The 24,770-nt window shown below is 56.5% G+C and carries 22 protein-coding genes; 18 read left to right on the forward strand and 4 right to left on the reverse strand.

Annotated features, from left to right (window positions below):
• Entirely contained in the window at window positions 1–378 is a 378-nt protein-coding gene (locus tag ABLQ08_RS10260) for a carboxymuconolactone decarboxylase family protein (protein WP_352941448.1), read from the forward strand.
• A gap of 34 nt (window positions 379–412) precedes the next feature.
• Here ABLQ08_RS10260 and ABLQ08_RS10265 read toward each other — a convergent pair whose 3' ends face one another.
• Window positions 413–2,437: a sensor histidine kinase gene (locus tag ABLQ08_RS10265; protein WP_352941450.1), complete on the reverse strand. Its 2,025-nt coding sequence runs from the start codon at window positions 2,435–2,437 to the stop codon at window positions 413–415.
• 53 nt (window positions 2,438–2,490) lie between these two features.
• On the opposite strand from ABLQ08_RS10265, the gene ABLQ08_RS10270 reads away from it, so the two are divergent.
• The 3 genes from ABLQ08_RS10270 to ABLQ08_RS10280 all read left to right on the forward strand — a co-directional run bounded on the left by ABLQ08_RS10270 (window position 2,491) and on the right by ABLQ08_RS10280 (window position 4,696).
• Window positions 2,491–3,144, forward strand: a complete 654-nt coding sequence (locus ABLQ08_RS10270; RefSeq protein ID WP_352941452.1) for a response regulator transcription factor — start codon at window positions 2,491–2,493, stop codon at window positions 3,142–3,144.
• Window positions 3,145–3,232: 88 nt separating this feature from the next.
• A complete protein-coding gene (locus tag ABLQ08_RS10275) occupies window positions 3,233–3,901 on the forward strand; it encodes an SH3 domain-containing protein (RefSeq protein ID WP_352941453.1) in 669 nt (222 codons plus the stop codon).
• Between the two features lie 135 nt (window positions 3,902–4,036).
• On the forward strand, window positions 4,037–4,696 hold the full coding sequence (locus ABLQ08_RS10280; protein WP_352941455.1) for a hypothetical protein: 660 nt from the start codon (window positions 4,037–4,039) through the stop codon (window positions 4,694–4,696).
• Window positions 4,697–4,763: 67 nt separating this feature from the next.
• Here ABLQ08_RS10280 and ABLQ08_RS10285 read toward each other — a convergent pair whose 3' ends face one another.
• Window positions 4,764–6,527, reverse strand: coding sequence for a vWA domain-containing protein (locus tag ABLQ08_RS10285; protein ID WP_352941458.1), 1,764 nt, complete (start codon window positions 6,525–6,527; stop codon window positions 4,764–4,766).
• A gap of 134 nt (window positions 6,528–6,661) precedes the next feature.
• On the reverse strand, window positions 6,662–7,072 hold the full coding sequence (locus ABLQ08_RS10290; protein WP_352941460.1) for a hypothetical protein: 411 nt from the start codon (window positions 7,070–7,072) through the stop codon (window positions 6,662–6,664).
• Between the two features lie 251 nt (window positions 7,073–7,323).
• On the opposite strand from ABLQ08_RS10290, the gene ABLQ08_RS10295 reads away from it, so the two are divergent.
• The 14 genes from ABLQ08_RS10295 (at window position 7,324) to ABLQ08_RS10360 (ending at window position 23,872) form a co-directional block, all read left to right on the forward strand.
• A complete protein-coding gene (locus ABLQ08_RS10295) occupies window positions 7,324–8,784 on the forward strand; it encodes an NCS1 family nucleobase:cation symporter-1 (RefSeq protein WP_352941461.1) in 1,461 nt (486 codons plus the stop codon).
• Window positions 8,785–8,961: 177 nt separating this feature from the next.
• On the forward strand, window positions 8,962–10,038 hold the full coding sequence (locus ABLQ08_RS10300; protein WP_352941464.1) for a hypothetical protein: 1,077 nt from the start codon (window positions 8,962–8,964) through the stop codon (window positions 10,036–10,038).
• A gap of 33 nt (window positions 10,039–10,071) precedes the next feature.
• Window positions 10,072–11,205 carry a hypothetical protein gene (locus ABLQ08_RS10305; protein WP_352941466.1) on the forward strand — a complete coding sequence of 378 codons (1,134 nt, stop codon included), beginning with the start codon at window positions 10,072–10,074 and terminating at the stop codon, window positions 11,203–11,205.
• 9 nt (window positions 11,206–11,214) lie between these two features.
• On the forward strand, window positions 11,215–13,164 hold the full coding sequence (locus ABLQ08_RS10310; RefSeq protein ID WP_352941469.1) for an AAA family ATPase: 1,950 nt from the start codon (window positions 11,215–11,217) through the stop codon (window positions 13,162–13,164).
• Complete coding sequence (locus ABLQ08_RS10315; protein ID WP_352941472.1) at window positions 13,161–14,543, forward strand: DUF6638 family protein; 1,383 nt, start codon at window positions 13,161–13,163, stop codon at window positions 14,541–14,543. Before ABLQ08_RS10310 ends, ABLQ08_RS10315 begins: the two co-directional genes overlap by 4 nt.
• Window positions 14,540–15,211, forward strand: coding sequence for a DUF1523 family protein (locus ABLQ08_RS10320; RefSeq protein WP_352941474.1), 672 nt, complete (start codon window positions 14,540–14,542; stop codon window positions 15,209–15,211). The genes ABLQ08_RS10315 and ABLQ08_RS10320 overlap by 4 nt, the downstream gene beginning before the upstream one ends.
• Window positions 15,212–15,583: 372 nt before the next feature.
• Window positions 15,584–16,615: a LacI family DNA-binding transcriptional regulator gene (locus ABLQ08_RS10325; RefSeq protein ID WP_352941476.1), complete on the forward strand. Its 1,032-nt coding sequence runs from the start codon at window positions 15,584–15,586 to the stop codon at window positions 16,613–16,615.
• 85 nt (window positions 16,616–16,700) lie between these two features.
• Window positions 16,701–18,002 carry an ABC transporter substrate-binding protein gene (locus ABLQ08_RS10330; RefSeq protein WP_352941478.1) on the forward strand — a complete coding sequence of 434 codons (1,302 nt, stop codon included), beginning with the start codon at window positions 16,701–16,703 and terminating at the stop codon, window positions 18,000–18,002.
• Between the two features lie 115 nt (window positions 18,003–18,117).
• A complete protein-coding gene (locus ABLQ08_RS10335; RefSeq protein ID WP_352941480.1) occupies window positions 18,118–18,984 on the forward strand; it encodes a carbohydrate ABC transporter permease in 867 nt (288 codons plus the stop codon).
• Window positions 18,985–18,996: 12 nt separating this feature from the next.
• Complete coding sequence (locus ABLQ08_RS10340; protein ID WP_352941483.1) at window positions 18,997–19,827, forward strand: carbohydrate ABC transporter permease; 831 nt, start codon at window positions 18,997–18,999, stop codon at window positions 19,825–19,827.
• A gap of 11 nt (window positions 19,828–19,838) precedes the next feature.
• The gene (locus ABLQ08_RS10345) at window positions 19,839–20,843 is read left to right on the forward strand and encodes an ABC transporter ATP-binding protein (protein ID WP_352941485.1); all 1,005 of its coding nucleotides are present in this window, start codon (window positions 19,839–19,841) and stop codon (window positions 20,841–20,843) included.
• Window positions 20,840–21,613, forward strand: coding sequence for an L-iditol 2-dehydrogenase (locus ABLQ08_RS10350; RefSeq protein ID WP_352941486.1), 774 nt, complete (start codon window positions 20,840–20,842; stop codon window positions 21,611–21,613). The genes ABLQ08_RS10345 and ABLQ08_RS10350 overlap by 4 nt, the downstream gene beginning before the upstream one ends.
• 3 nt (window positions 21,614–21,616) lie before the next feature.
• Window positions 21,617–23,125: a mannitol dehydrogenase family protein gene (locus tag ABLQ08_RS10355; RefSeq protein ID WP_352941488.1), complete on the forward strand. Its 1,509-nt coding sequence runs from the start codon at window positions 21,617–21,619 to the stop codon at window positions 23,123–23,125.
• Between the two features lie 198 nt (window positions 23,126–23,323).
• Window positions 23,324–23,872, forward strand: a complete 549-nt coding sequence (locus ABLQ08_RS10360) for a TlpA family protein disulfide reductase (protein WP_417714905.1) — start codon at window positions 23,324–23,326, stop codon at window positions 23,870–23,872.
• Between the two features lie 63 nt (window positions 23,873–23,935).
• Here ABLQ08_RS10360 and ABLQ08_RS10365 read toward each other — a convergent pair whose 3' ends face one another.
• Entirely contained in the window at window positions 23,936–24,763 is an 828-nt protein-coding gene (locus tag ABLQ08_RS10365; RefSeq protein ID WP_352941490.1) for a heme ABC transporter ATP-binding protein, read from the reverse strand.
• Window positions 24,764–24,770: the final 7 nt, after the last annotated feature.

Raw genomic sequence — 24,770 nt, forward strand, 5'->3', positions numbered from 1 at the left:
ATGGACCAGGATCTTTTCGAAAAGGGTCTCGCACAGCGCAAGGCCACTCTCGGCGCGGAATATGTCGAGAAAAATCTCGCTGCTGCCGACGACTTCACCAAACCGTTTCAAGAAGCCATGACCGCCTGGTGCTGGGGGTTTGGATGGGGAGACGAAGTCATTGACGCAAAGACCCGCTCAATGATGAACCTTGCGATGATTGGTGCGCTCGGAAAGATGACCGAGTGGGAAACCCATTGCCGGGGCGCGCTGACCAATGGTGTCACCAAGGAAGAGATCCGCGCAATCATCCACGTCGTTGGCATCTATTGCGGGGTACCGCAGGCGCTCGAGTGCTTTCGTGTTGCCAAGAAGGTGCTGGCGGAACAAGAGGCGTAACCAGCCGGACTTGAAGGAACCCTGTTGACTGCCCCTATTGCCCGGATTTGGCAAGCGGGACGGTCAGGATGAATTGCGTTCCCTTCGATTTCTGAGATCGGCAGGTAAACTCCATGCCGTTCTCCCTGGACAATTCAAAGCAGACGGACAGCCCAAGCCCCTGGCCGTCTGACGCTTCACCTTTTGAGTAAGCACGTGAATAGGCGGCGATTTCCGCTTCGCTCAATCCCGGACCGCTGTCCAGCACACAAAGATCAAGCCGCGCTCCGCGATTGCGCACACCGATGAGAACGCCGCCGGTCTCCGTATATTTCACCGCATTGGAAACAAGATTGCTGACGATCCGCATGACAATCAGCGGCGGAACGGACACCTTCCTGCTTGACGAGACCCGCTTCAGCTCCAGTCCCTTGGACACCGCCTCTTCGTGAAACATCTGATAGACGGTATCGAGAACAAGCGAGATTTCATAGGCTTCCGCTTCCCCTTCGGTATGTCCGGCGGCAACATCCTGGCCAGCTTCGTCTTTCGCCTCGGAACCTTCGTCCGGCGTGGTCTGCCTCAGGTAGTCATTGGACAGCGCCTCGATGTAATTGAAAGCTTCCCTCAACCGCTTGCGAACATCCGGCTCAAGAGTGCTTGCCAGCGCGTCGACATTCATGCGCAGTGAAGCAATGGGCTGCTTCAGATCATGTGACGCCGTTGCAAGTTGTCTCTGACGCAAATTGGCGAGCTCACGCGCCCGGGAATAGTTCCGTTCTGCAACAAGCAGTTCCTGACTGCGCTTGGCTTCTGCTTCGAGCGCGGAGAGTTCAGCCTGAACCGCCTTGGAGTGTTTCCTGCGCAAATTGATGATATGCGCGGTCAACCCCGTCATCGTGGCCACCAGCAGGATCGAGAAGATGCCTTTTACGGCCGTGGCCACGGGGATCACTTCAGCACGGCTGCCGACGACCACGATCGCAATGAGGGTCACGATGAGCAAGGTGCCGAGACCCGAAATCAACAGACCGGAGAAATGAATGGCACCTTCCGTTCGGCGCCAGCTGTTGCTCGCGGCAAAGACCGCAACAAACATGAGCCCCAAGAGTACATAGCCGAACAACGCAACATAGGTGCCCGGCGAAAAGAGAGCGGCGAGAAAACCCGCGACAGAGAGCAGCGACAATGACCGCAGGATCAATGAAAGTCTGGTCTCCTTTCCCCCCTCACGGACGGACTGTCCGGAAATGAAGAACCCCAGACCGGACAGCGAAAACAGCAGGAAGAAACCGACAGGCGATTGCAGTTCGGGCGCGCCGGGATAAAAGAACCGGAACCAGAGGCCGTCCACGTAGGCGATCAGCGCGAGCCCGATACCGAATTGCACCGCGTAGAGCAGTCCGATCCAGTTTTTCATCGCAAGATGGAATCCGAAGAAGAAGATCAACGAAGCAATGGCAAAGGCGTAAAACGCGGTGTGGGAAATTCCGGAAGCAAAGGCGGATGCTTCAAGCTCAACCGGTGTTTCAAGTGCGACTTTGAACGTTTGGACCGGGCCAAACTTGAAGTTGACCAGAACGATGACGCTTTCCTGCGGTGCGATGTCGAACTCGGGAGTTCTGAGCCTGGTAACGGAGTGATCCTCCGGCACGAAGGGCTCAAAGATGGAGTATCTGATCAGGTTTTCCGTAAAGCCGCTTTCGCGGATGACATAAGCATCGACCGCACTTACCAGTGGCAGGTCGATCGTCAGCACGAACGGATCGGCACCGCGGCCATCATCCAGAGTGGCATTGAAGATTTCGACCGCCGCCCATGCTTCCGGCGCATAGTTCCAGTCCAGCATGGAGGCAGATAGATCGGAACCGAAATCACCGGCGCGGTAGTGCTTCAAAACATCGCCGAGTGACGCGCCCGGATCGCTGAAATAGGTCATCTGCGGCCTGAGATCACCGACACCTCGTCCTGGCTGCAGGTTGACTGTTTCCGCCTGCGCGCTGACCAGCGCAAACAGGCACATCGTCAGGGCGGCGCCCATGATCGACAGGAGCCGGTGCGATTGCTGCAATCTGGTCATTTGCAAAAAGGCATGTCAGGTTTACCTGAATTCTGTTTCAGGGATAGTGGGCCGTGAGCGAGCAAAGATACAGCGCAATTATTGCGGACGACCATGCAATTGTTCGGGCCGGGCTCAAGGATGCACTGGAAAAACCCGGTCTTATCGAACCTGAAGGGATCAGGGTTGTTGCAGAAGCCGGTGACGGCCTCAGCGCGATTGCCGAAATTCGTCAGCACCGGCCAAGTCTGCTGCTTCTGGACGTATCGATGCCCTTGGCCGGAGGGGTCGAAGTTCTCGTCGAGGCCCGCCGCTGGTCAAAGGAGACCCGGGTTGTGGTCCTGACCGGCATTTCAGCTGTCGGTCTGATTTCCGAATTGATTGAAGCAGGGGTCGACGGGCTATTTTCCAAGGCCTCCGATAACACGGAATTTTATGAGAAACTGCCAGGAGTTCTTCGAGGTCAACGACACATCTCGGAGCATTTCCTGAAAATCCTGGAAGAGACACCCAGACCTCCTGTTCTGACCGACAGGGAACGGCAGACCCTCAACATGATCCTGTCGGGCAAGTCCAACAAGGAAATCGCCCAGGGCTTTGGCATTAGCATCAAGACAGTCGACAAGCACCGCACCAGCCTGATGCAGAAGCTCAATGTCCACTCGGTTCCGCAACTCATTTCACGGGCGCTCAAGGAGGGATTGATTGACCCGTCGAAGGAGATTTGATCGCTACCGGATGGGGCATTCACCCCATGGCATCACAGAGACAGACGTCTGACAATTCTGGCAGTGACCAGATGAAAGGACCGTGACCATGCCCTCCCAATTCACACATGCTGCCCCACTGGTTTTCAGCCTTGCGCTCGCAGCCCCATTGTCCTCCGGCCAGGCAAACGCCCAGGGGGCGATCGACGCAGAAGGATTTCGCGAAATTCGCGTTGGTCCGGGTGTCGCGACCGCGCCTGATTTCATTGACGTTCTTGTGCCGTTCTTGAAAACCCACCCTGAGAGTGCCGAAGGCAGTGCCGGGATGGATCTGAATATTCGGAAGGAAGGCTCCGGTTACCACGTCAACATTCGACTGACCGGATATCTCGATGACAGTGTCTTCGGCGAACACTTTCGCGGATATGTCATCCGCACGAGCACAGGCGAATGGGAGTTGCTTTCCATGTCCGTGAAGACATTGTGCGCGCGCGGGCAAAACGTCAACGGCGTCTGCACCTCCGCTGCGCAGCCGCCGAAAATGTTTCTGACCCCGGGTGCTTCCCCGACAGGCGTTTCAATGTGCGTCAACGTGGCTGAGGACGACGTCTTGAATGTGCGGGCAGGCCCTGGAACCCGCTTTGAGCCACTCGGGGCTCTTACCCCTGGTGACTGTAGTGTTGAACTTTCCGACATTTGTGAAAGCAGGTGGTGCGAAATTCGCGCTGACACGATTTCCGGCTGGGTGAATACCCGTTATCTTGCACCGTCAAACTGAGTCAACTTGTCACTCAGCCGGAAGGAAACGACCGGCTGACAATTGGAATAGTCAGTCAGATCAATGTATCGCCGAGACACGCGAAATTCCCTTGTTGTTGTCCTGTCTTTCCTTGCGGGAGGATGGATGGCCGCCATGTCCGGCACTACACTCGCCGCTGACTTTCCGGCCCCGACCTTTCTGGAAAGCGGAGACAATGACCTGATCCGCTTCCAAAAGGGCGAAGTTGTCGACCAGGAAATTATCCCTCCTCCCTCCCTTCAGAAAATGGCGCCGCCAGTTGCCAAGCGTATGTCTGCAGCGCGCCGGCAATCGCCTGAAACAGAAGCCCCGGCTCCACAGGATCAACCGTTGAGCGAAAGCAGTGAAGAGGTTACCTCTTCCCTGTCGGCGCCTTTGATGGACAGCGCATCAGATCAGGTTGGCGAGGAAAGCGACATGGCGCCGCAAGCACCTGCTGCGATCCTGTCAGCTGAGGTACCTGCTGTACTGAAGCCTGAAGTTGCCTCCGGTGGACTGGATGAAGCAATTGATGCGCGTCTTGTCACCGTCTGCCTGAACAATCCGGCACAAGCCACGGGCGCCAAGGCGTTCGACATTCGCCGCGATTCACCGCCCAGATATGTTGCAGATATCGGTGCAACTTCGTGCGCCCGTTTCGAACCCACCCGGCACACGCTTTATCTCTGGAAGACCAACGACATCGGCGCTTTGTCTCTGATACTCTCCAGCCGGCTGGATCTGAACGACTCCGACGGAACACAAGTCACGCTTGACTGGCTGAAAGACCGTTGAGCCACACAGGCAAAACAAAACCGGCAGGTCCGAAACCTGCCGGTCTTCTTGATCTGGTGATGTCGGCTTATCGTTCGCTCACCTGTGCAAGCCTGACAAGGTTCAGGAACTCGGAGCGATACCCGAAACGATCTGAACCACGATTTTCACTTGCCAGCTTTTCGACGTCCTCCATCGTCCAACTGCCGAGATAGTCACTGCCCTTAAGCAACTGCCCAAAGGCGGCCACGGATGCAGCGAACAGCGTCTCGTTTCTGGGAATTTCGTTGGCATCAGCACTCACCGGCGTCTCAAGCAGACGGCTCTGTTCTTCTCCCGGCTCCTTGTAGCGCAGCTTCACATAGGCCAGCTCGCCTGAAAACGAGGTGTTGAGGTTATCAGGCGTTTCCTTCTGCCCACCGTAGCGAAGATCGGAGAACTTTTGCGCAGGCGAACCGACCAGCGTGACTTCATACAAAGCCGTCACGTTGTGTCCGGCACCGATATCCCCCGCATCGACCTTGTCGTTCTTGAAGTCTTCCGTTTTCAGGGCTCGGGTCTCATACCCGATCAACCGGTACTCGGCGACGGTCCAGGGATTGAATTCCACCTGGATCTTCAAGTCCTGGGCAATCATGGAAATCGAACTGACCACCTGGTCGACCAGAACCTTTCGAGCTTCGGAAAGAGTGTCGATGTAAGCTGCAACACCCTGCCCGTTCTGCGCCAACGTCTGCATCAGTTCGTCGTTGTAGTTGCCGCGTCCAAATCCGAGAACCGAAAGAGCGGTTCCCTGTTTGCGCTGGTCGGCGACAAACCGCTTCAGGCTCTCGTTGTCTGACAGACCGACATTGAAATCGCCATCGGTGGCCAGAATGACGCGCGTCTGCTCACCTTTGCCCGTCATCTTCTCTGCCAGGGCATATGCGCCCTTGAGGCCGGCATGCCCGGCGGTGGAGCCACCTGAGGTGAGCGCGTTGATCTTTTCCAGAATGAGTGTCTTGTCCGCCACCTTGGTCGGCTCAAGCAGCACGCCTGCGTTGCCGGCATAAGTCACGATCGCGACTTCGTCCCCATCCCTGAGTGTCGACAGCAAAAGCCGGAAGGATTGCTGCAGCAGAGGCAATTTGTTGGCATCTGCCATGGAACCTGAAGTATCGATCAGAAACACAAGGTTCTGGGGCGGCAATTCGTCGATCGGGACCTTGTAACCCTGAATACCGATCTGCATCAGTTTTGTATGCTTGTTCCAGGGCGTATCTGTGACTGTAACGCTGGTTGAAAACGGCGCTTCCCCGCTGTCGGGAACGCGATAGGCGTAGTCGAAGTAGTTCACCATTTCCTCAACGCGCACTGCGTCTGGATTTGGCAGGACTCCGTTGTTCAACCCGGAACGGACGAAGGAATAAGACGCGGTGTCCACGTCAATTGAGAATGTTGAAACCGGGTCCTTGATAACCTGTTTCAGAGGGTTTGGTTCTTCAGAAGAAAACCTTTCGCGATTTGGCAGCGGAGCGACCTGCATTGCGGTGTCCATCGCTCGTTTTGCCATTGGTGCACCTGCTGGCGTGCTTGAATAGAGAGACATTTGGCCCACCGCGTGCCGACCTTGCGAGCTCGGTTGGGCCTCGGCAGCAGGTCGGATCACGGGAGAAGTGGCAGGAGTCTCCGTCAGCTGATCAGCCAACTCCTGAATAACCGGACCTTTCTCCTGATCAGCTTCGACAAGATCCGTGAGTTTTTCTCCGACGCCGTTCCAGTTGATTGATTGTGACGCAATTCCGACAAAGGCGAGCGTGACGATGGAAGCGGAGCTGATCAGAACCGCTTTCGGGAGATGTTTGCTGAGCATGATTTGGACATCCTTCTGGCCGCCTGAAGGAGGCTGCCTCTTGGCACCATCCAGTCAGGTTCGAACTTGATTTGATTGAGAGAGAAGTGGACCACCGCACCCCTGCCGGTGCGGCGTTTCAGATCCGGTTGCGATCAGCGGAAAACAATCTTGAAGCTTTTACCGCGAGAGCAGGTTTTGGTCGCTGAATCCGCATACCAGTACTTCAGGCGTTCCCATTTGCCGTTGGACTTCAGTTTCCGGAACTGAACGCGAACAAAGGTCTTTGCATTGTTGACGCCTTCCAGATTGCGTCTCACGCTGTACTTGCCGCCGTGAGGGATGACACGGTTGGAGATGTTTTCCGAACGCCATCTGTTTGATCCGAGGTCACGATAGTCGAGGTCGAACAGCTGGATTGGCTTGCCGGTGTTGTTCTGCACCGTGATCTTGACCTTCTTGCAGACATCGAAAAGCGCATGGGCGGGATCGACGGTCGCCATCGAGGCCATTCCGGCAACGGCAAGGACGGCGGCGGCGGCAGTGGTTTTTGCGAAAATTTTCATTGGTCTATTCCTTTCTTCAAATCTGCTCTTTCGAGCGGGGCATCGATGTTTCGATGAAAGAAAGGTGGCAGGTCGGGCGGATCATCTGTATGGGGTCGATACCCCATTCGCGCTCTGCCAGTTGATCCCAAGACCTCATTCAGAAGATGACGACCTCACATCCAATCGTTTTTTTCTGGACCTTGAGGCGACGCTGACCTTAGATCCTCTCAGGTTCTAGAGATTCAACCCCACCAATCTGCAATTGCAAGATGAAGACCTCTCCTTCCGACACGATCCAACAGCGAGACCCGAGCGGTCGGCTTTACAATCCGGATCTGGCTCCTATTGAACCAGCCGCGCGCAGGTGGGGCTGGTTCGCAATTTTCAATACCTGGTGCAACACGGCGCAAAGTCTTCTCGGTTACACGTTGGCCGCATCGTTGTTCTTCGACTACGGATTGAACGGCTGGGCCGTTTTCGCGGCAATTGTCCTGTCCGGTTTCGTGATCATGTTTCTGATCAATCTGGCCGGCAGACCGAGTGTGCGCTACGGCATTCCCTATCCGGTCATGGCCAGAGCAAGCATGGGCGTTTATGGCGCCAACATCCCGGCATTGATGCGCGGGATCGTGGCCATATTCTGGTACGGTGCGCAAAGTTATGTCGCTTCAACGGCGATCCTTTTGCTGCTGACTGCACTCTTTGGTGAAGGGGCAAAGGAGACTTACCTCGGGCTTACGCCTATGGGTTGGATCGCGCTTGTCATCGTCTGCGCAACGCAGATCGTTCTCTTCTGGAAAGGAATTGAATGGATCCGCATGTTCCTCAATTGGGCGGGTCCAGCAGTCTATGCCGTCATGGTAACATTGCTGATCATGATCTGGGTGCGAACCGGATCGTCTCTTCCCGCTGAAGTCGGGTCCGTACTGAAAGGCAACCCCCAGGCGACTGGCAGTCACGTCTCCAACTTTTTCGCGGTGATGGGAACAATGATCGCCTTTTATGCTGCGATTATTCTGAATTATGGTGACTTTTCCCGTTACGTGCGGACAGAGAGGGAAATGAAACTTGGCAACATGCTCGGGCTTCCGGTCAACATCACCGTCTTTGCCTTTCTGTCTCTTTTGATTTCAGCCGGCACGATTGCCCTTTTCGGGGAGCATCTGACCAATCCGACCGAAATCATTGCCCGTATCGACAACACCGCACTGACGGTCGTGGCCGCGCTCATGTTCTTCGTCGCGACCGTCGGCATCAACGTGGTTGCCAATTACGTTCCACCCGCCAACGATCTTTCCAATCTCTGGCCCGGCCGGATCAGCTTTCGGGGTGGTGGAATGATTGCAGCCGCCCTCGCCTTTGTCGTCAGCGCCCTCTGGGTACCGGTCATTTCCGTTTTCGGTATCTCGAAATTCGTCAATACGCTCGGTGCATTCCTCGCACCTGCCTACGGCATCATGATCGCCGACTTCTATCTGCTCAAAAGGCAGGCTCTGTCTGTTGAGGATCTCTACAGCCAGTCATCCGGCGGCGTGTACTACTACCACAAGGGGCTTCATGTTGAGGCAATCGCCGCACTTGCCCTTTCATCGGTATTTTCGGTCTCTGCCGTCTGGCTGCCTGCACTCGGGTTTTTGAGCGGCTTCGACTGGATTATCAGCGCGGGGCTTGGCGCTGTCCTGTATCTGTTTCTATCGAAATTTGGTGCCGCGAAGTGGGCTGAAACCTGAGATATTCCATGCCTGAGGGCCCAAGGCCTGCGGCCAGCGAAACATCGTCGCAAACAGTGTTGCGGTTAAGGATTTCTTCTTCCTGCCGAGTGGTTTGTTCATTAACTTGTAATTGTATTTCTACTAAAAATCGCTACATAAAGTACGCAATACTCGGAGATATTTGGGAAGGGGCAAATGGCGGATTTCAACGCTCAAATCGAAAAGTCCAAGCAGGAAGTTGCAGCTGCGCGTCAGAAGATCGACGAACTCACTTCCAAGATCGAAACGGCACACACCAAGATGAGTGCCGGCCAGGATATTTCGATCGATATCGAAAACGCGACGCTTGACGATGTTCATGCCCACACCGAGCTGATGGGCGCCAATATTGCCGAACTCATCATGGGTCTTGACGATGTCACCGCGACCTTCTCCAAGGAATTCGACGCCATGCGTTCGAAGACCGGATGGGAAACCTTTATCGGCTTTTTCTCCAAGAACAGATCGGACAGCATCCGCCAGGAGCGCATGCGCAGCGCAAGCATCGACGACAAACTGCAGGATCTGATTTCCAAGTCCAACACCATCGGCCACCTGCTCCAGGAGCAGCTCAACACCTTGACTGAGCACTCCAAGCGGGTTGAGACCAACCTCGGCGATACACTCGCCCAGCGGGAGCAATCCGTTGGGGCGCTTGAAGATATCAAGAAACAGCTGGTTGCGATGGATCCGGAAATCATCGCCCTGGAAAACAAGATCTCGGTGGAGACCGATGCTGCCGCACGAACCAAGCTGGAAAGCGAACTGGCGGAAATGAACGCCAAGTACAACCAGCTTGCCCAGGACGAGCAGGTCAAATTGGCGGAAAGCCAGACGCTTGAACGTTACATTGAAAAAGGCAAGACCTGGGTCGACAGTCTTCAAAACCAGGCGGCCACCCAGATGGTGCTGATCAACAAGCTTCAAACGGATACCAAACAGCGCGTCGTGCTTTATGATGCCCTGGTCAAGTCGCTGAAAACGGCGCAACAGCAAGACGTTGCTCACAAGATCAACGAGATCGGCGTGGCAACGGACAAGGAAGCGCAATCCGCAATGGCGGCCATTGGCTCGGCCACCAACCAGCGGATGGCCGACATGATGGAAGCTCACGAAGACCACATGGTGTTCGCGCGCAAGGTCCTGGAAGAAAAAGCAAAGTCGGACGAGCGCTTTGCCCGCCGGTTCCAGCAGATTGTCGACAAGCACGACAAGAACGCGTATGGCGCCTGAACTACTGAAGTCTGAGACGCTGAGGGTAGAACCTTGGATCTGACCCTGGACCACAGAAAACTGGAAGAAGCGCATGAAACAAGGCGCTACTTCGCAAAGTTTGAGCGGATCATCTCTCACCTGCAGGGGGTCGCCGAAAGCGTCGTGTCCGAAAACACGGCGCTGGCGTCGGAAATTCCGATCCTCCAGGGGTATCTTGAGGCTTTGGCGGGAACGTTCACTGCCCTGTCCTACAAGTACCTGCTGGCCGGCCGGGTCTCCGACAAGCTGCCGAACCTTCTAAGTATCGATCGTCAGGACAGCGGTTTCCCGATCTATCAGGAACTGCTTGAAATGGCGAACGATGCCATGCAGGCGAAAAACCACCTGAGGTCCCTGCCCTCCATGCGGGACCTGAAGCTTGCAATGGTGGACCACATCCTGCGGGAGCAATCCGCCCCTGTGAATTTGCAGTTCGCCGCGTCGGAACGGCAGTACTATGAGCAACTGACCACAGCGTCGCTGTTCTGGGCGCGCAATGACCCTCGCGCAGCCTGGACCGGCAACGTTTCTGAGAAACGCAGAAAGTACCGCGTGCATTGGGCGGTTTATGACAGCCAGCAGAACATCCCGCTGATTTACGTCATGGACCTTGAAGACAGCGGCAAGGAACCGCTGTTGAAGGATGAACGCCGCTGGCCACGTGTCCAGAGCCATCTGACGGCGCAGTCCTCCTCCGCTCTGAAGCTGGTGACGATCGCGCGGGGATTTGACCGGGATTTCTCCGATCTGCATCCGAAGCGATTGCGCAGGTTCTACCTCGGCCCGATGTACAGCCACACATTCACTCAGCAGTCCGGCCCCTTGCGCGACGTGCTCAGTCAGGCAGGTCAGAAGCCCGGAGATGACTGGGCGTTGGCCTGGACGACCGAAACGCTGGTTGCTTCAGGCACGGAACAGGAATCATCAGGATTCTTTTCCAGTGTTGAACGGCAGGTCTACGCGCTGGACCCATTCGCGGCACCGGGCGATGACCCGCAGGAAACCGCCGGTCACACCGATCGCCAACGTTCCCTCATCCTGCCACAGCGCCCTTACCAGATCCTGGAGGAACTCGAGCCTCCGGGATTTGCGAACATCCGAAAATATGCCGTCAGCCCCAAGGGCAAGATACTCAGCTACAAATAGGTTTCACGCGTGACCATTTCCAACGACCTCATGGAATTGAAAGAAGACAAGATCCGCGAGAAATACCAGTTCGCGGAATCTATGCTCGAAGGGTTCGACCACACGCCGCGGATTGCCGCAAAGCGCGAACCCGATGTCGTCAGGGAAAGGTCAAGCGGGTTGGGCACAAGACGCCGGTTCCGCTCAACGACACCCGGACTGGTCACCCGTTCCACCGCACGCCCCGAAGGTGTTCAGCTGTCATCCCGCATACTGGAGGCCGATGACGACGCTCTGACCACTCCGCTCCAGGCAAGCATTCTGCGGGCCTTGCGGAGAGCCTTGTCCGTTGCCCAGGTGACTTCCGATCAGTTCGCAGAACAATCCGGATTGAGTGATCTGAAACGCAGCAACCTGGCAGGCACGCTCGACGCCTCACAGAAGGACAAGTTTCAACAGCTGCTGTCTGCATCGGCGCTCATTTCGCTTCATGTATTTGCCAACATGACGGACTTTCTGATCTCCGGTCTGGCCGCGGAAACAGGCGATATCGAAGGTCAATGCGGTGAAGTGGAAGAGATCCTGCTGGACAACGACCAACTCGCCCTTCACGGCGCCCTTTGGGAGCTGGATCAGGAGATTTCGGCCGCTTCGGTCCATTCGGATGCACAGCTCATTGGCATCATCACCTCTTTCTGCGAACAGCTGATGGAGAAAGTAACCCTGCGCGCTGAAGGATCGGTTCTGCTCCAGCCTTTCGCACAGGCCCGCTTCCGGGTGGAGGTGGACGACTTCGAGATCACCGGTTTCACACCGGCAGCCCGGGCCCGATCCACCAGCCTGACAATGGCATTCAAGAAACCGGAAGAGGTCGTCGGCAACCACATCGCCAAGTATCAGGCAATGAAACTTGCCAAGATGTTGATGGCCTACGATTTCGAACGCAAACTCAACCCGTTTGCGGAACTGGGCGGTTTCATCTTCACGTTTATGGGTGACGGCAAGCCTGGCACCGGCAAGACCACGCTGATCCAGATGATGGCCGGCCTGATCAACGATTATTGCTCCAACGCCGGCTATGCCTTCCGCTATCAGAATCTCTCCACGGATAGTATCGACAGCTACCAGGGCAAGTCTGCGCAAAATGCCAAGGCTTTCATCAAGAACGTCACCGACCCGAATGTGATCGGGTTTGGAACCATTGATGATATCGACCAGCTTGCGGGCAAGCGCGGTGACAGGCAGTCGTCCGCCGGCCAGCTGGAAATCACAGCGGTTCTGATGGAAAGCTTCGCCGGAGCCAATACGGTTGTGCGTGGCAACTGCACCTTCGGAATGTTTTCCAATTATCCGGAAAATGTCGACGATGCCTTGCGGCAGCGCGCAGGTGCGCGGTTTCTGGTCGATGGCCCGCAGACGCGTGAAGACTACATCGACATTCTGCATCTTCTGATGGGCAAGAACCACTCTATCCCCGTCGGAGACCATGACCTGTTTGAAGCCCAGGTCATCAAGAAAGCCGTCGCTGCGTCTTACGAAAGTCATTCACGGCCGCAGGAAGATGCGTTGATGCGGGTGTTCGACCGGATCAACGGTGAGATCGGCAGTCTCGACACCATAGCCAAGCTCGGCGCCTACCTGAAAGCGATCCAGGAAGCGGACGAACGTTTCACCGGCCGCGCCATCAAGAACATCACCGATGCCATCAAGGTTCGTGCCATGGACTTTGAACTTCCGGACGAGTGGATGGAGAACCCGGACCTGTTCCTGTTCAAGGACTATGAGACGAAGAAGTCGATGATTGCGGATCTGGCGCAGCCGATCACGATCGACATGGTCATTCAGGAAATCAACCGCTACGCGGACAGTGAGTTCCGCTATGCGGACAAGTCCGACGAAGTCGCCATTGAAAACGCAGTGCGCGAAATGCAGCGGATGGAAGAAGCCAAGCGGCGCTTCATGGAGGCGTCCCGCCCATGATGCGTCTGGTTAAACACGGGCTGATGTATGGCAACCTTTTTCAGGTTTCTTCACCGTCCCTTGTCGGCCGTTACAACCGTGCGCTTGAACATCTGACCGGCAAGACCACCAGCCTGGAGGAGTTTCATGTCGACATTTCCGGGTTTTCTCCGGAAATCGGCGATGAACTGGGCGACCCGCTTTACCTCAACCCCAACGGTTGCAATCGTCAGTTCATTCTGCTGTCGACCACGCAGAAGACGGCCCCGCTGCTAAACGCCAGTTTCTCGACATCACGCTCGATCCTGCGCCGTTTCATCGATGACAATGAAGAACAGCTGTTCGCACTATCCATTCGAGATGCCGTGGTCGGCGAACTGGTCAACACGGTCTATGCGATCAGAACTCCCCGCGATCTCTTCGACATCCGCACCATAGATGTCGAAGCGGACACCGTTGGCGCACATGCCGAGGCCAGCGACGAGCTCAGTGAGAAAATCCACCGGTTCATGACCGAACCGGATGGCTGGTGGGACGACGTCCTGATTGCCGAGATGGTCGAATTGTCGAAGCATACCGGCGACATCATCAGGACGCCGATCAGCCTCAACTCGGAAAGCTTCGAGCAGGGCAATTTCTACACCAATCACTATGGCGGCCTGTACATCTTTCGCGAGGTCAAGCAGACAGCCTGCATCTCTTCGAAGGAATTGCAAGGACAGCATGATCTGCCGGTCAGGTCCGTCCTTGACCTGAATGACCGCAAGGCCATTGCCTCTTTCCTCAAGCGGAACGGATTGGTCGAACCGATCCTCAAGGGCAGAGACGCCGACGCGGAAGGGATCCTTCGCCAGAAGCTCGATTTCATTGTAATCGACACTGCAGCCAACAGCGGAGAAGATCTGTCCGACGTGTCCCGTCGCGATTTGCGCACTCTCAAGCGCAAGTACCATCGGGAATTTCCGGATGAATATCACGCTCTCGACGACGTGCTGCGCCGGATGAAAAAGCGTGGTGGCCAGCAATGGCCGGAGCCCGACAATCCCGCCTATTTTTATCTCCTGAGATCGAAGAACCACCGAGACAAGCAGCTTGTGAACCAGCTGCTCGCGGAACTGACTCCCCTCGATTTCCGCCAATTGTTCATCTGCCACAAGGATGCGTTCTATTCCCATTATCAGGGCTGGAGCGATGCCAAGAAGACCTATGCGGCGCAATTCCTTGCCGACGAGTACATGGTCGACAAGGTGGGAACCCGCGAGGAACTGTTCGGGCCGGAACCGTCCATGCATGACGAAGAGCCCGATATCGGCTTCGGCCTGCGCATGGGGCCTTGGGGAGCTATTCCTCGGGACGACGATGATGATGATGATGACGACGACGATGAGGACGACGATTGACCAAGTATCTTAAATGGATTGTGGGCATCCCTTTGCTGCTCGTCTTCGTCCTGTTTGCGCATTACACTCTTCCGGGACGCGACGTCGTGCGCATCGTCGGCACCGACGTCAAACGCATGGACATTGGCTCGTCTTCCTGGTTCTGGGCTGCTCCGGATGCCGGAACGAACAAGAACTGGACCCGCGACGTCCGGTTCGTGAACACCGTCTGGCCAAATGGCGAACCGAGAGTTTACCGGAACGAAGACACCGATTGGGGCTGGCCGCCCTATTTCAAGTTCGACAGCAGCAATGTGACGGCACAGGCGCAGGATCTGGCCAAGAAAAACGGTGAGGTCTGGGTTGCCATCACGCACTATGGCTGGCGGATCAAGCTCTTCACGATCTTTCCCAATGTCATCAGCATCACCGAAGTTGCGGAGCCCAATGTCCTTCTGATCCCCTGGTTCAACATCGCCTTCTTCCTGATCCTTGCCGGCCTCGCCTATCTGATTTACAGGGCCGTGAAGACATTCAAGGAAAACAGGATCGATCCGGTCGTGGAGAATGTCGACGGCTTCATGGACGATGTCGGAGAAAACGTGGACCAGGCGCGAGAACAGGCCCAGAAACACGCAAGTGCCGCGACGTCGGGCTTTCGCCGCTGGTTCAAGCGCTGGTTCGGCTAGCGTGGCAAGCCTGTCACTCCAGATCAAACTGCACCAACGTGCCACTTTCCTTTTGAAAGTTAGAGCGAAAGCCTGCTGAAATATTGTCTCACGGACACCGGAAACCGACCAGGCGGGTTTGCCCGGCGCAGCCCCTCTGCGCCTGTGCAAGGTAAAAACCGATGAAATCCACCTCCGGCTGCCTCCTCCGCTTCGAAGTGTGCGAATTGAAGTACGGCCGTTCCGAGCAGCGTCGATGCTTCTTGACCCATCCGAACAAAAGTTTCTAATGTAAACAAAAAAATTTACACGCGGAAAGTTTACATCGATTTGCACGGACCACGGACGCAAACCGGCAACGATCAGGACAAGGCAGAACGTCAAGGCAATCTGATGACGGATCGAAAAATCAAGAATATGGAGGAGTTTGCCTCCGTCAGCGGCATCTCCAGACCGACCGTTTCAAAATACTTCAACGATCCGGAGAGCGTCCGGCAGTCGACCCGCGACCGAATTGAGCAGGCCCTTGAGCGCTATGACTTTCGCCCGAACATTTTCGCCATCAACCAGAACAGGCGGCTGACCAAGAACATCGGCGTGGTCGTCCCTTATCTGGCCGATCCGTTCTTCGCGGAAATCGCCCGAAACATCGAACGGCGCTGCATCGACGCCGGTTACTGGCCCACGTTGTTCAGTTCTCACGGGCAACAAAGCCTTGAGAATGACATTCTCGGCAGCCTTCGCTCCATGAAACCGGCCGGCGTTCTGCTTGCCCCGCTCGGCCGGGCTTCGGACCGGGGATACATCGAGAAGTTCTGCAGGGATGTTCCAACCGTTCTGTTTGACAGTAACCTGGAGGGTATCGGCGAAGCCTTTGTCGGATCAGACAATTTCAGCTTTGTTTCGCAAACAGTTGAGTACCTGACCCGATCGGGTGAACCACCCTGCTTCTTCGAGATGAACACACCCGCGAACCCCAATGCTAACAAGCGGCGCACAGCGTATCTTGAAATGATGGACCGGCTCGGGTTCGAACCGCATGTGGTCAAGATCGACGGCGAAGGCTGGGCGTTCGAAGAGATCGGCCGCGAGGGAGCGCTGCGGATCCTGGAAGTGCACGGCTTTCCAACCAACACAATTCTGTGCAGCAACGACCGGCTCGCCATCGGCCTCTTGTCTGCCTGCTATGAAAAAGGCTTTCGGGTCGGGCGCGGCGAAGGCTGCGCCCTTCGAGTTGCCTCACATGATGACCACCCGTTTTCCAAGTTCACCTGCCCGTCATTAACCACCGCCGCGCACGACTACGATTCCGTTGCAAACCACGCTTTCAGCACTTTGATGAATCTGATCGAGGCCGGAGGTACGTTCGATAACCGGCAGGAAACCTTGTTTGCCGCCCGGTTGGTGTTACGCGCATCTGCTTGAAATTTTACGCGCGCTAATTTTTTCTTGACGCCAGACAAATATTGCCTCAAGGTTTGGTCAACATCCAAGCCAGGGAGGACACAGGATGTCTTTAAAGAACGCATTATGTGCGGTCACAGCACTTACTTTGATCACCACGTCCGGCGCCTTCGCGGAAACAATCACCATTGCCACCGTGAACAACGGCGACATGATCCGCATGCAGGGCCTGACCAAGGACTTCACCGAGAAAACCGGCCACGACGTTGAGTGGGTCACGCTTGAGGAAAACGTTCTTCGCCAGCGCGTCACCCAGGATATCGCCGCCAAGGGCGGCCAGTTCGACATCATGACCATCGGCATGTACGAGACACCGATCTGGGGTAAGCAGAACTGGCTGGTCTCTCTTGACGATTTGCCGGACAGCTATGATGTCGACGACATCCTGCCGGCCATGCGCGGAGGGCTCTCCGTTGACGGAACGCTCTATGCGGCACCGTTCTACGGCGAAAGCTCGATGATCATGTACCGCACCGATCTCATGGAAAAGGCCGGGTTGGAAATGCCCGATGCCCCGACCTGGGAATTCGTCGCCGATGCAGCCCGCAAAATGACCGACAAGGACAGCGAGATCTATGGCATCTGCCTGCGCGGCAAAGCTGGCTGGGGCGAGAACATGGCGTTCCTGACCGCCACGTCCAACGCCTTCGGCGCACGCTGGTTCGATGAAGACTGGAAGCCTCAGTTTGACAGCCCCGAGTGGAAGGAAACACTGTCCTTCTATATCGACCTGATGAACGAAGCCGGCCCTCCAGGCGCTTCGACCAACGGCTTCAACGAAAACCTGTCGCTGTTCCAGCAGGGCAAATGCGGCATGTGGATCGACGCGACTGTCGCGGCATCCTTCGTCACAAACCCCAACGACTCTACCGTCGCTGACAAGGTCGGCTTTGCTCTGGCTCCGGACACCGGCCTCGGCAAGCGCGGCAACTGGCTGTGGGCCTGGGCCCTTGCAATTCCCGCCGGCACGCAGAAAGAAGCAGCCGCCAAGGAATTCATCAACTGGGCAACTTCCAAGGACTATCTGGAGCTCGTTGCTGCGGAAGAAGGCTGGGCCAACGTTCCTCCGGGAACCCGGACCTCTCTTTACGAGAACCCGGAATACGCCAAGGTGCCTTTTGCGAAGATGACGCTGGACAGCATCAACTCAGCTGATCCGACCGCTCCGACCGTCAAGCCCGTGCCCTATATCGGCGTTCAGTTTGTCGCGATCCCCGAGTTTGCGGGCATCGCCACCCAGGTTGGTCAGGAATTCTCTGCCGCTCTCGCCGGTCAACAGTCCGTCGACGAGGCGCTGGCCAAGGCGCAGTCTCTGACCGCAGAAGAAATGGAAGCCGCAGGCTACTAAGGGTCTCCTCCCTGACTGGGAGGGCGACATCGGCTCGCCCTCCCGATTTTTTGTCCGCACCCACCTCATAATCCATACTCAACGGCTCAAGACCGTCCACAGAGAAGGTGTGTCCATGGCGACCCAGCATTCGCGCTCCGCAGCCCGCATAATGATGGCACCGGCCGTCTTCCTGCTCCTCGGCTGGATGCTCATCCCGCTCACCATGACCTTGGTGTTCTCCTTCAAGAAATACCTTCCACTGCGCGGCGGTGATCTGGGATGGGTGGGCTTTGACAATTATGTCCGGTTTGTTTCGTCCAGCGCCTTTTGGCCAAGCGTTCAGACAACCCTCGTTATCGTCGGTGGCGTACTGGTCATTACCATCGTCCTGGGTGTGCTGCTTTCGATCCTGCTGGATCAGCCCATGTGGGGTCAGGGGATTGTCCGGATCCTCGTGATCGCGCCGTTCTTCGTCATGCCAACCGTTTCGGCATTGGTGTGGAAGAACATGTTCATGGACCCGGTCAACGGTCTGTTCGCCCATCTGTGGCAAGCCTTTGGAGCACAGCCGATCGAATGGCTCAGTGACGCTTCGCTGCTGTCGATCATCATCATCGTTTCCTGGCAGTGGCTGCCTTTTGCCACCCTCATTCTGCTGACCGCCATCCAGTCTCTCGACAGCGAACAACTTGAAGCAGCCGAGATGGACGGCGCTCCGCCTCTGGCGCGTTTCGGCTTCATCATTCTGCCGCACCTGTCCCGCGCCATCACGATCGTCATCCTGATCCAGACGATCTTCCTGCTGGCGATCTTCGCCGAGATCTTCGTTACCACGGGCGGCGCTTTCGGGACGCGGACACTAACCTACCTGATCTTCCAGCGGGTGCTGGAAAGCCAGAATGTCGGCCTCGGCTCGGCCGGCGGTGTCTACGCAATCATTCTCGCCAACATCGTTGCGATCTTCCTGATGCGCATCGTCGGCAAAAACCTGGACGCCTGAGGAGGGAACGAAATGGCCCGCGCAGTCACCACCCGCCGAAAGACGATCAACACCCTTGCCGCCTGGGCAATCGGTCTCCTGATCTTCTTCCCGATCCTCTGGACGATCCTGACCAGCTTCAAGACCGAGGCCCAGGCGATCAACGACCCGCCGCTGTTCCTGTTCTTCGACTGGACACTGGAGAACTACGCAGTCGTGCAGGAACGCTCGGACTACATGCGCTATCTCTGGAACTCGGTGATCATTGCCGGCGGCTCGACCCTTCTGGGGATCTTGATCGGTGTTCCGGCGGCATGGTCGATGGCTTTCGTACCTTCAAAGCGCACCAAGGACATCCTCATGTGGATGCTGTCAACCAAGATGTTGCCGGCGGTCGGCGTGCTTTATCCGATCTATCTCCTGTTCATCGAGCTCGGTCTTCTCGACACGCGTGTTGGACTGACGCTCGTCCTGATGCTGATCAACCTGCCGATCATCATCTGGATGCTCTACACCTACTTCAAGGAAATTCCCGGGGAAATCCTGGAAGCCGCGCGCATGGATGGCGCGACGCTCAAGGAGGAAATCCTCTACATCCTGACACCGATGGCCATCCCCGGCATTGCATCGACAGTGCTGCTCAACATCATCCTGGCCTGGAACGAAGCCTTCTGGACCCTGAACCTGACAGCGGCGAAAGCAGCCCCCCTGACCGCCTTCATCGCCAGCTATTCCAGCCCGGAAGGCCTCTTTTACGCAAAATTGAGCGCGGCCTCGACCATGGCAATCGCCCCCATTCTGATCCTTGGCTGGTTCAGCCAAAAGCAACTTGTGCGCGGCCTGACCTTCGGCGCGGTGAAATAGGAGATCCCGAAATGGGCCAGATCACACTCAATCAGATTACAAAAAGTTTCGGGGACGTTCAGGTCATTCCGCCCCTGGATCTCCAAATCGACGACGGAGAGTTCGTCGTTTTCGTCGGACCTTCCGGTTGCGGCAAATCCACACTCCTGCGCCTGATCGCAGGACTGGAAGACGTCACCAGCGGGGAAATCGACATCGACGGGCGGGACGCGACGGAGGTCCCACCCGCCAAACGCGGATTGGCCATGGTGTTCCAGTCCTACGCGCTTTATCCGCATATGTCGGTACGCAAGAACATCGCTTTCCCGTTGCGGATGGCCGGTCTCGACAAAGCCGCCCGGAACGCCAAGGTGGACGCAGCCGCAAAGGTCCTGAACCTTACGGATTATCTGGATCGCCGCCCCGGTCAGCTGTCCGGCGGCCAGCGCCAACGCGTGGCGATCGGCCGTGCCATCGTCCGCGAACCTGCTGCATTCCTGTTCGATGAACCGCTGTCGAACCTTGACGCTGCACTCCGGGTCAACATGCGCTTGGAGATCTCGGAACTTCACCAGTCGCTCAAGACAACCATGATCTACGTTACCCACGACCAGGTGGAAGCCATGACGATGGCCGACAAGATCGTTGTGTTGCAGGCCGGTGTGATCGAGCAGGTCGGATCACCACTGGAGCTCTACCACACGCCGCGCAACCGATTTGTCGCGGGTTTCATCGGCTCCCCGAAAATGAACTTCATGATGGGAGCCTTTGCGGCCGAGTTTGACGCAGCCACCATCGGCATCCGCCCGGAGCACATTTCCGTTTCCCGCAGTGAAGGCAAATGGTCAGGCAGGGTCGGTGTCTCCGAGCATCTGGGCTCGGACACTTTTCTTTATGTCGAAGTGGATGGTCTGAGCGACCCTGTCACCGTCCGGTCGACGGGTGAAGTCGGTTTCCGTCACGGCGACACTGTCTATCTGACGCCGGACGCCGGCAAGATCCATCGTTTCAACAATCAGGGCCTGAGGATTGCATGATGCGGCTTGAAGGAAAATCCGCGTTGATCACCGGAGCTGCCCGGGGGATCGGCAAAGCCTTTGCCGCACGGTATGCGGAAGAAGGCGCAACGGTTGCCATTGGCGACATCAATCTGTCTGGCGCGGAGGAAGCCGCAAACGAAATTGGCCCAAATGCCTACGCTGTTGAACTTGATGTCACCAGCCAGGCCTCAATCGATGCAGCAATAGCGGCTGTTGAGACAAAGGCAGGCGGCCTCGATATCCTGGTCAACAACGCCGCACTGTTCGATCTGGCACCAATCGCCGAAATCACCCGTGACAGCTACCAGAGACTGTTCGACATCAACGTCGCAGGAACATTGTTCACGATGCAGGCGGCCGCCCGATCCATGATCGCCCGCGGCAAGGGCGGCAAGATCATCAACATGGCAAGTCAGGCCGGTCGCCGCGGCGAAGCTTTGGTTGGGGTCTATTGCGCGACGAAAGCCGCCGTGATCAGCCTGACCCAATCTGCCGGGCTCAATCTCATTCAACACGGCATAAACGTGAACGCCATCGCACCAGGAGTGGTCGATGGCGAACACTGGGACGGCGTCGATGCGCTTTTTGCAAGGTACGAAGGATTGAAACCCGGTCAAAAGAAAGCCGAGGTCGGGGCTGCCGTTCCATTCGGTCGCATGGGCACCGCCGAAGACCTTACCGGCATGGCCGTCTTTCTGGCTTCAAGCGACGCGGACTACGTCGTGTCACAGACTTACAACGTCGACGGCGGCAATTGGATGAGCTGACCAATGACCAATAAACTCGACAACAAAGCATTTGCAGCGCCCCCCTCAGGCGTGCGGTCAGCAGAATACGACCGGTCGAAACTATCCGCCGGAATACTGCACATCGGCGTCGGCAATTTTCATCGTGCCCATCAGGCCATCTACATGGACCGCCTGTTTGCGATGAACGAGGCCAGTGACTGGGCCATCGTCGGCGCCGGCCTGAAATCCAATGACCATGTAATGCGGGAACGACTGAAGGATCAGGACTGGTTGACGACTGTTGTCGAGTTGGACCCGACGGGTTTGAACGCGCGGATCAGCGGCGCGATGATCGACTTTGTCGATGTCGATCCCGCTGCATTGGTCTCCAGAGTGTGTGCACCTGAAATCCGCATTGTATCTCTGACGATCACCGAAGGCGGTTACTTTGTTGACCCGAATACGGGCGGCTTCGATGCCGGCCACCCGGATATCCTGTCGGATCTCGCAAACCCGGATCAACCTCAGACGGTCTTCGGCATTCTCGTTTCTGCCTTGCTGAGAAGAAAAAAGAGCGGTGTTGCACCATTTGCCGTCATGTCTTGCGACAACCTCCCTGAAAACGGTCATATGGCGAAACAGGCCGTGGTCGGTTACGCCAGAGCGCTGTCGGAAAGTGCCGCCCGCTGGATTTCTGAAAACGTCGCCTTTCCAAATGGCATGGTCGACTGCATCACACCCGCAACCGGTGACCGGGAGCGCGCGCTCGTTTGCGAAAGGTTCGACTTACGCGATGCAGCACCGGTTGTCTGCGAACCGTTCCGCCAGTGGGTACTTGAAGACAATTTCCCTTCCGGCCGCCCACCACTGGAGAAGGTCGGCGTCGAGTTTGTCGACGATGTTGCGCCGTACGAATTGATGAAACTGCGTATCCTGAACGGCGGGCATGCTGCTATTGCTTACCCGGGCGCCCTTCTTGGCCATCACTTCGTTCACCAAGCCATGGCAGATCCACTCATTCGCACCTATCTGAGCAAGCTCGAAACACAGGAAATCCTGCCGACCGTCCCGGAAATCCCCGGTGTTGATTTCAGAGACTACCTGAAACAGGTCATGGAACGGTTTTCCAACCCGGCGGTTGGCGACACGATCCCGCGCCTGTGCCTCGACGGTTCCAACCGTCAACCGAAATTCATTCTGCCGGCGATCCAGGACAGGCTCGACAACGGCGGCACAATAACCGGCCTGTCCCTGGAAACCGCGCTCTGGTGCCGCTACTGCCTCGGATATGACGAAGCCGGCAATGAACTGCTTCTGGAAGACGAAAATGCCACACAATTGAAATCCTGGGCACAAAGCGTGTTCAAGACCTCAAACGCGCCGATCGAATGGCCTGAGCAGTTCGGATCTCTCAGTTCAAATCAGGAATTCCTTTCCGCTTTTGCGGACGCCACTCACGAAATTGTCTCCAATGGGGTTGCGGCAACGCTCACATCCTTTGCGCAGGGTCACAATGGTAGCGCCCCAGCTTTGGAGTCAGCAAAAGTCTGAAAACACCATTCAGTTTTCGCTGGACCAAGCCTCTGAAAAACTGACCATTTCAGCGACCCGCTTCAGACCTACCCGGGATGTGAACAAGCGTGAAGTTGCCTAACTGTCCGGACCGCTTACCTAGGTGGCAGCGGTCAAACGTGAGAGCGGTGTCCCGCTTGAAGGTGACCAGGTTCAGTTTAACGACGGGGTTTCGAAATGGTGAGGTTGAATCGACGGGAAATTCTGGCCGGCTGTGCTGCACTGGCAGCGACAAGTCTTCCTGCAATGGCAGCGGATGAAGCGCACCTGCAGTTTCTTGGACTGGCAAAACCTGCACTCGCGATCGACACACCCGAACTCAACATTCCGGATCTGGCAGGCAAGATCCACCAGGTTGGCGATTACAAGGGCAAGACAGTGCTTGTGTCCTTCTGGGCGACCTGGTGCCCGCCCTGCCGAAAGGAAATGCCGACCCTCGCCCGTCTCAGCCGGGAACTGGGCACTGATGACTATGCGGTTCTGGCTGTGAATATCGGCGACAAACCCGAAAAGATCGCTTCGTTCCTTGATCAGATCGATCATGAAGGCATGCCGATCCTCATGGATCAGAATTCGGAGCTGCCAAGCAAGTGGTTTTTGCGCGGCCTGCCCGTCACCTATATCCTCAGCCCTTCCGGCGAAGTTGCTTACGGCGCAATTGGTGAAAGGGTCTGGGACTCACCGGCCATGGTTTCGGGCATCAGGTCCATTCACGAAGCTTCGTGAGATCTGAGAGGCAGCCTTTCTATAAAGTTTGCAAGCAGGCGAAACAGTTGCTGCCGCCTTCCCTCAACGCCCGGTAACGGGAACCACGATCGGTGCACCGGCGACGGCGCATCTGGTCAGGGTCAAAGGAAAGTCGTAGGCGCGAGAGAGAAGGTCGGTCCGCATGACCTTTTCGCTTGCCCCGAAGGCCAGAGTCTCACCCTTTCGCATCACCAGAACCCTCTCCGCAAAAGTCAGGGTCAGGTTGAGATCATGCATCACGGCGACAACCCCGCCACCTTTTTCGGCAAAGTCGGCGGCAAGCCGCATGATCTGGTACTGATGCTTGATGTCCAGACTGGATACGGGTTCGTCCAAGTAGAGCCATCGCGGCGTCCCGTCGTCAGACACCGGCTCCCAGACCTGGCAGAGCACTCTGGCCAGTTGAACGCGCTGCTGTTCACCGCCTGAAAGATCCTGATAGCTGCGCCCCTCAAATCCAGCCAATCCGACCTTCGACAACGCTTCTGCAATTCTCAGAATTCTCTCTCGTCTCGTTTGTTGTTTGTCGAGAAGACCGAGGCCGATGACTTCCGAGACGGTCAAAGGGAACGAGATCTGGCTCAACTGGGGCAACACACCTCTCATTTGAGCCTGCGCTTCCGGCGGAAGCTTGTTTACTTCCAGCCCGTTCAAAAGGACGTGCCCGGTGTATGACAACTCGCCCGTCATCGCCCGCAACAGTGTCGTCTTGCCCGATCCGCTTGGACCGATGATTGCCAGTATTTCGCCAGCATTTGCCTGGAACGATACATCACTGACGATTGATGTCTTGCCGATGCGAACGCTGACGTGATCTGCAAGAAGCCCGGCATTCGACGGGTCGACGGCTTCGATTTTCTGGTGCTGCATCTACAAC

Source organism: Roseibium sp. SCP14, from assembly GCF_040329475.1.
In the GTDB taxonomy this organism is placed as follows: Bacteria; Pseudomonadota; Alphaproteobacteria; order Rhizobiales; family Stappiaceae; genus Roseibium.

What these genes read in the sequence shown, in the direction of transcription:
- ABLQ08_RS10325 (WP_352941476.1), top strand. Translation starts at nt 15,584, where the DNA reads ATGACGGATCGAAAAATCAAGAATATGGAGGAGTTTGCCTCCGTCAGC.
- ABLQ08_RS10300 (WP_352941464.1), top strand. Translation starts at nt 8,962, where the DNA reads ATGGCGGATTTCAACGCTCAAATCGAAAAGTCCAAGCAGGAAGTTGCA.
- ABLQ08_RS10295 (WP_352941461.1), top strand. Translation starts at nt 7,324, where the DNA reads ATGAAGACCTCTCCTTCCGACACGATCCAACAGCGAGACCCGAGCGGT.
- ABLQ08_RS10285 (WP_352941458.1), bottom strand. Translation starts at nt 6,527, where the DNA reads ATGCTCAGCAAACATCTCCCGAAAGCGGTTCTGATCAGCTCCGCTTCC.
- ABLQ08_RS10340 (WP_352941483.1), top strand. Translation starts at nt 18,997, where the DNA reads ATGGCCCGCGCAGTCACCACCCGCCGAAAGACGATCAACACCCTTGCC.
- ABLQ08_RS10260 (WP_352941448.1), top strand. Translation starts at nt 1, where the DNA reads ATGGACCAGGATCTTTTCGAAAAGGGTCTCGCACAGCGCAAGGCCACT.
- ABLQ08_RS10365 (WP_352941490.1), bottom strand. Translation starts at nt 24,763, where the DNA reads ATGCAGCACCAGAAAATCGAAGCCGTCGACCCGTCGAATGCCGGGCTT.
- ABLQ08_RS10355 (WP_352941488.1), top strand. Translation starts at nt 21,617, where the DNA reads ATGACCAATAAACTCGACAACAAAGCATTTGCAGCGCCCCCCTCAGGC.
- ABLQ08_RS10280 (WP_352941455.1), top strand. Translation starts at nt 4,037, where the DNA reads ATGTCCGGCACTACACTCGCCGCTGACTTTCCGGCCCCGACCTTTCTG.
- ABLQ08_RS10315 (WP_352941472.1), top strand. Translation starts at nt 13,161, where the DNA reads ATGATGCGTCTGGTTAAACACGGGCTGATGTATGGCAACCTTTTTCAG.
- ABLQ08_RS10275 (WP_352941453.1), top strand. Translation starts at nt 3,233, where the DNA reads ATGCCCTCCCAATTCACACATGCTGCCCCACTGGTTTTCAGCCTTGCG.
- ABLQ08_RS10290 (WP_352941460.1), bottom strand. Translation starts at nt 7,072, where the DNA reads ATGAAAATTTTCGCAAAAACCACTGCCGCCGCCGCCGTCCTTGCCGTT.
- ABLQ08_RS10360 (WP_417714905.1), top strand. Translation starts at nt 23,324, where the DNA reads ATGGTGAGGTTGAATCGACGGGAAATTCTGGCCGGCTGTGCTGCACTG.
- ABLQ08_RS10335 (WP_352941480.1), top strand. Translation starts at nt 18,118, where the DNA reads ATGGCGACCCAGCATTCGCGCTCCGCAGCCCGCATAATGATGGCACCG.
- ABLQ08_RS10265 (WP_352941450.1), bottom strand. Translation starts at nt 2,437, where the DNA reads ATGACCAGATTGCAGCAATCGCACCGGCTCCTGTCGATCATGGGCGCC.
- ABLQ08_RS10330 (WP_352941478.1), top strand. Translation starts at nt 16,701, where the DNA reads ATGTCTTTAAAGAACGCATTATGTGCGGTCACAGCACTTACTTTGATC.
- ABLQ08_RS10350 (WP_352941486.1), top strand. Translation starts at nt 20,840, where the DNA reads ATGATGCGGCTTGAAGGAAAATCCGCGTTGATCACCGGAGCTGCCCGG.
- ABLQ08_RS10345 (WP_352941485.1), top strand. Translation starts at nt 19,839, where the DNA reads ATGGGCCAGATCACACTCAATCAGATTACAAAAAGTTTCGGGGACGTT.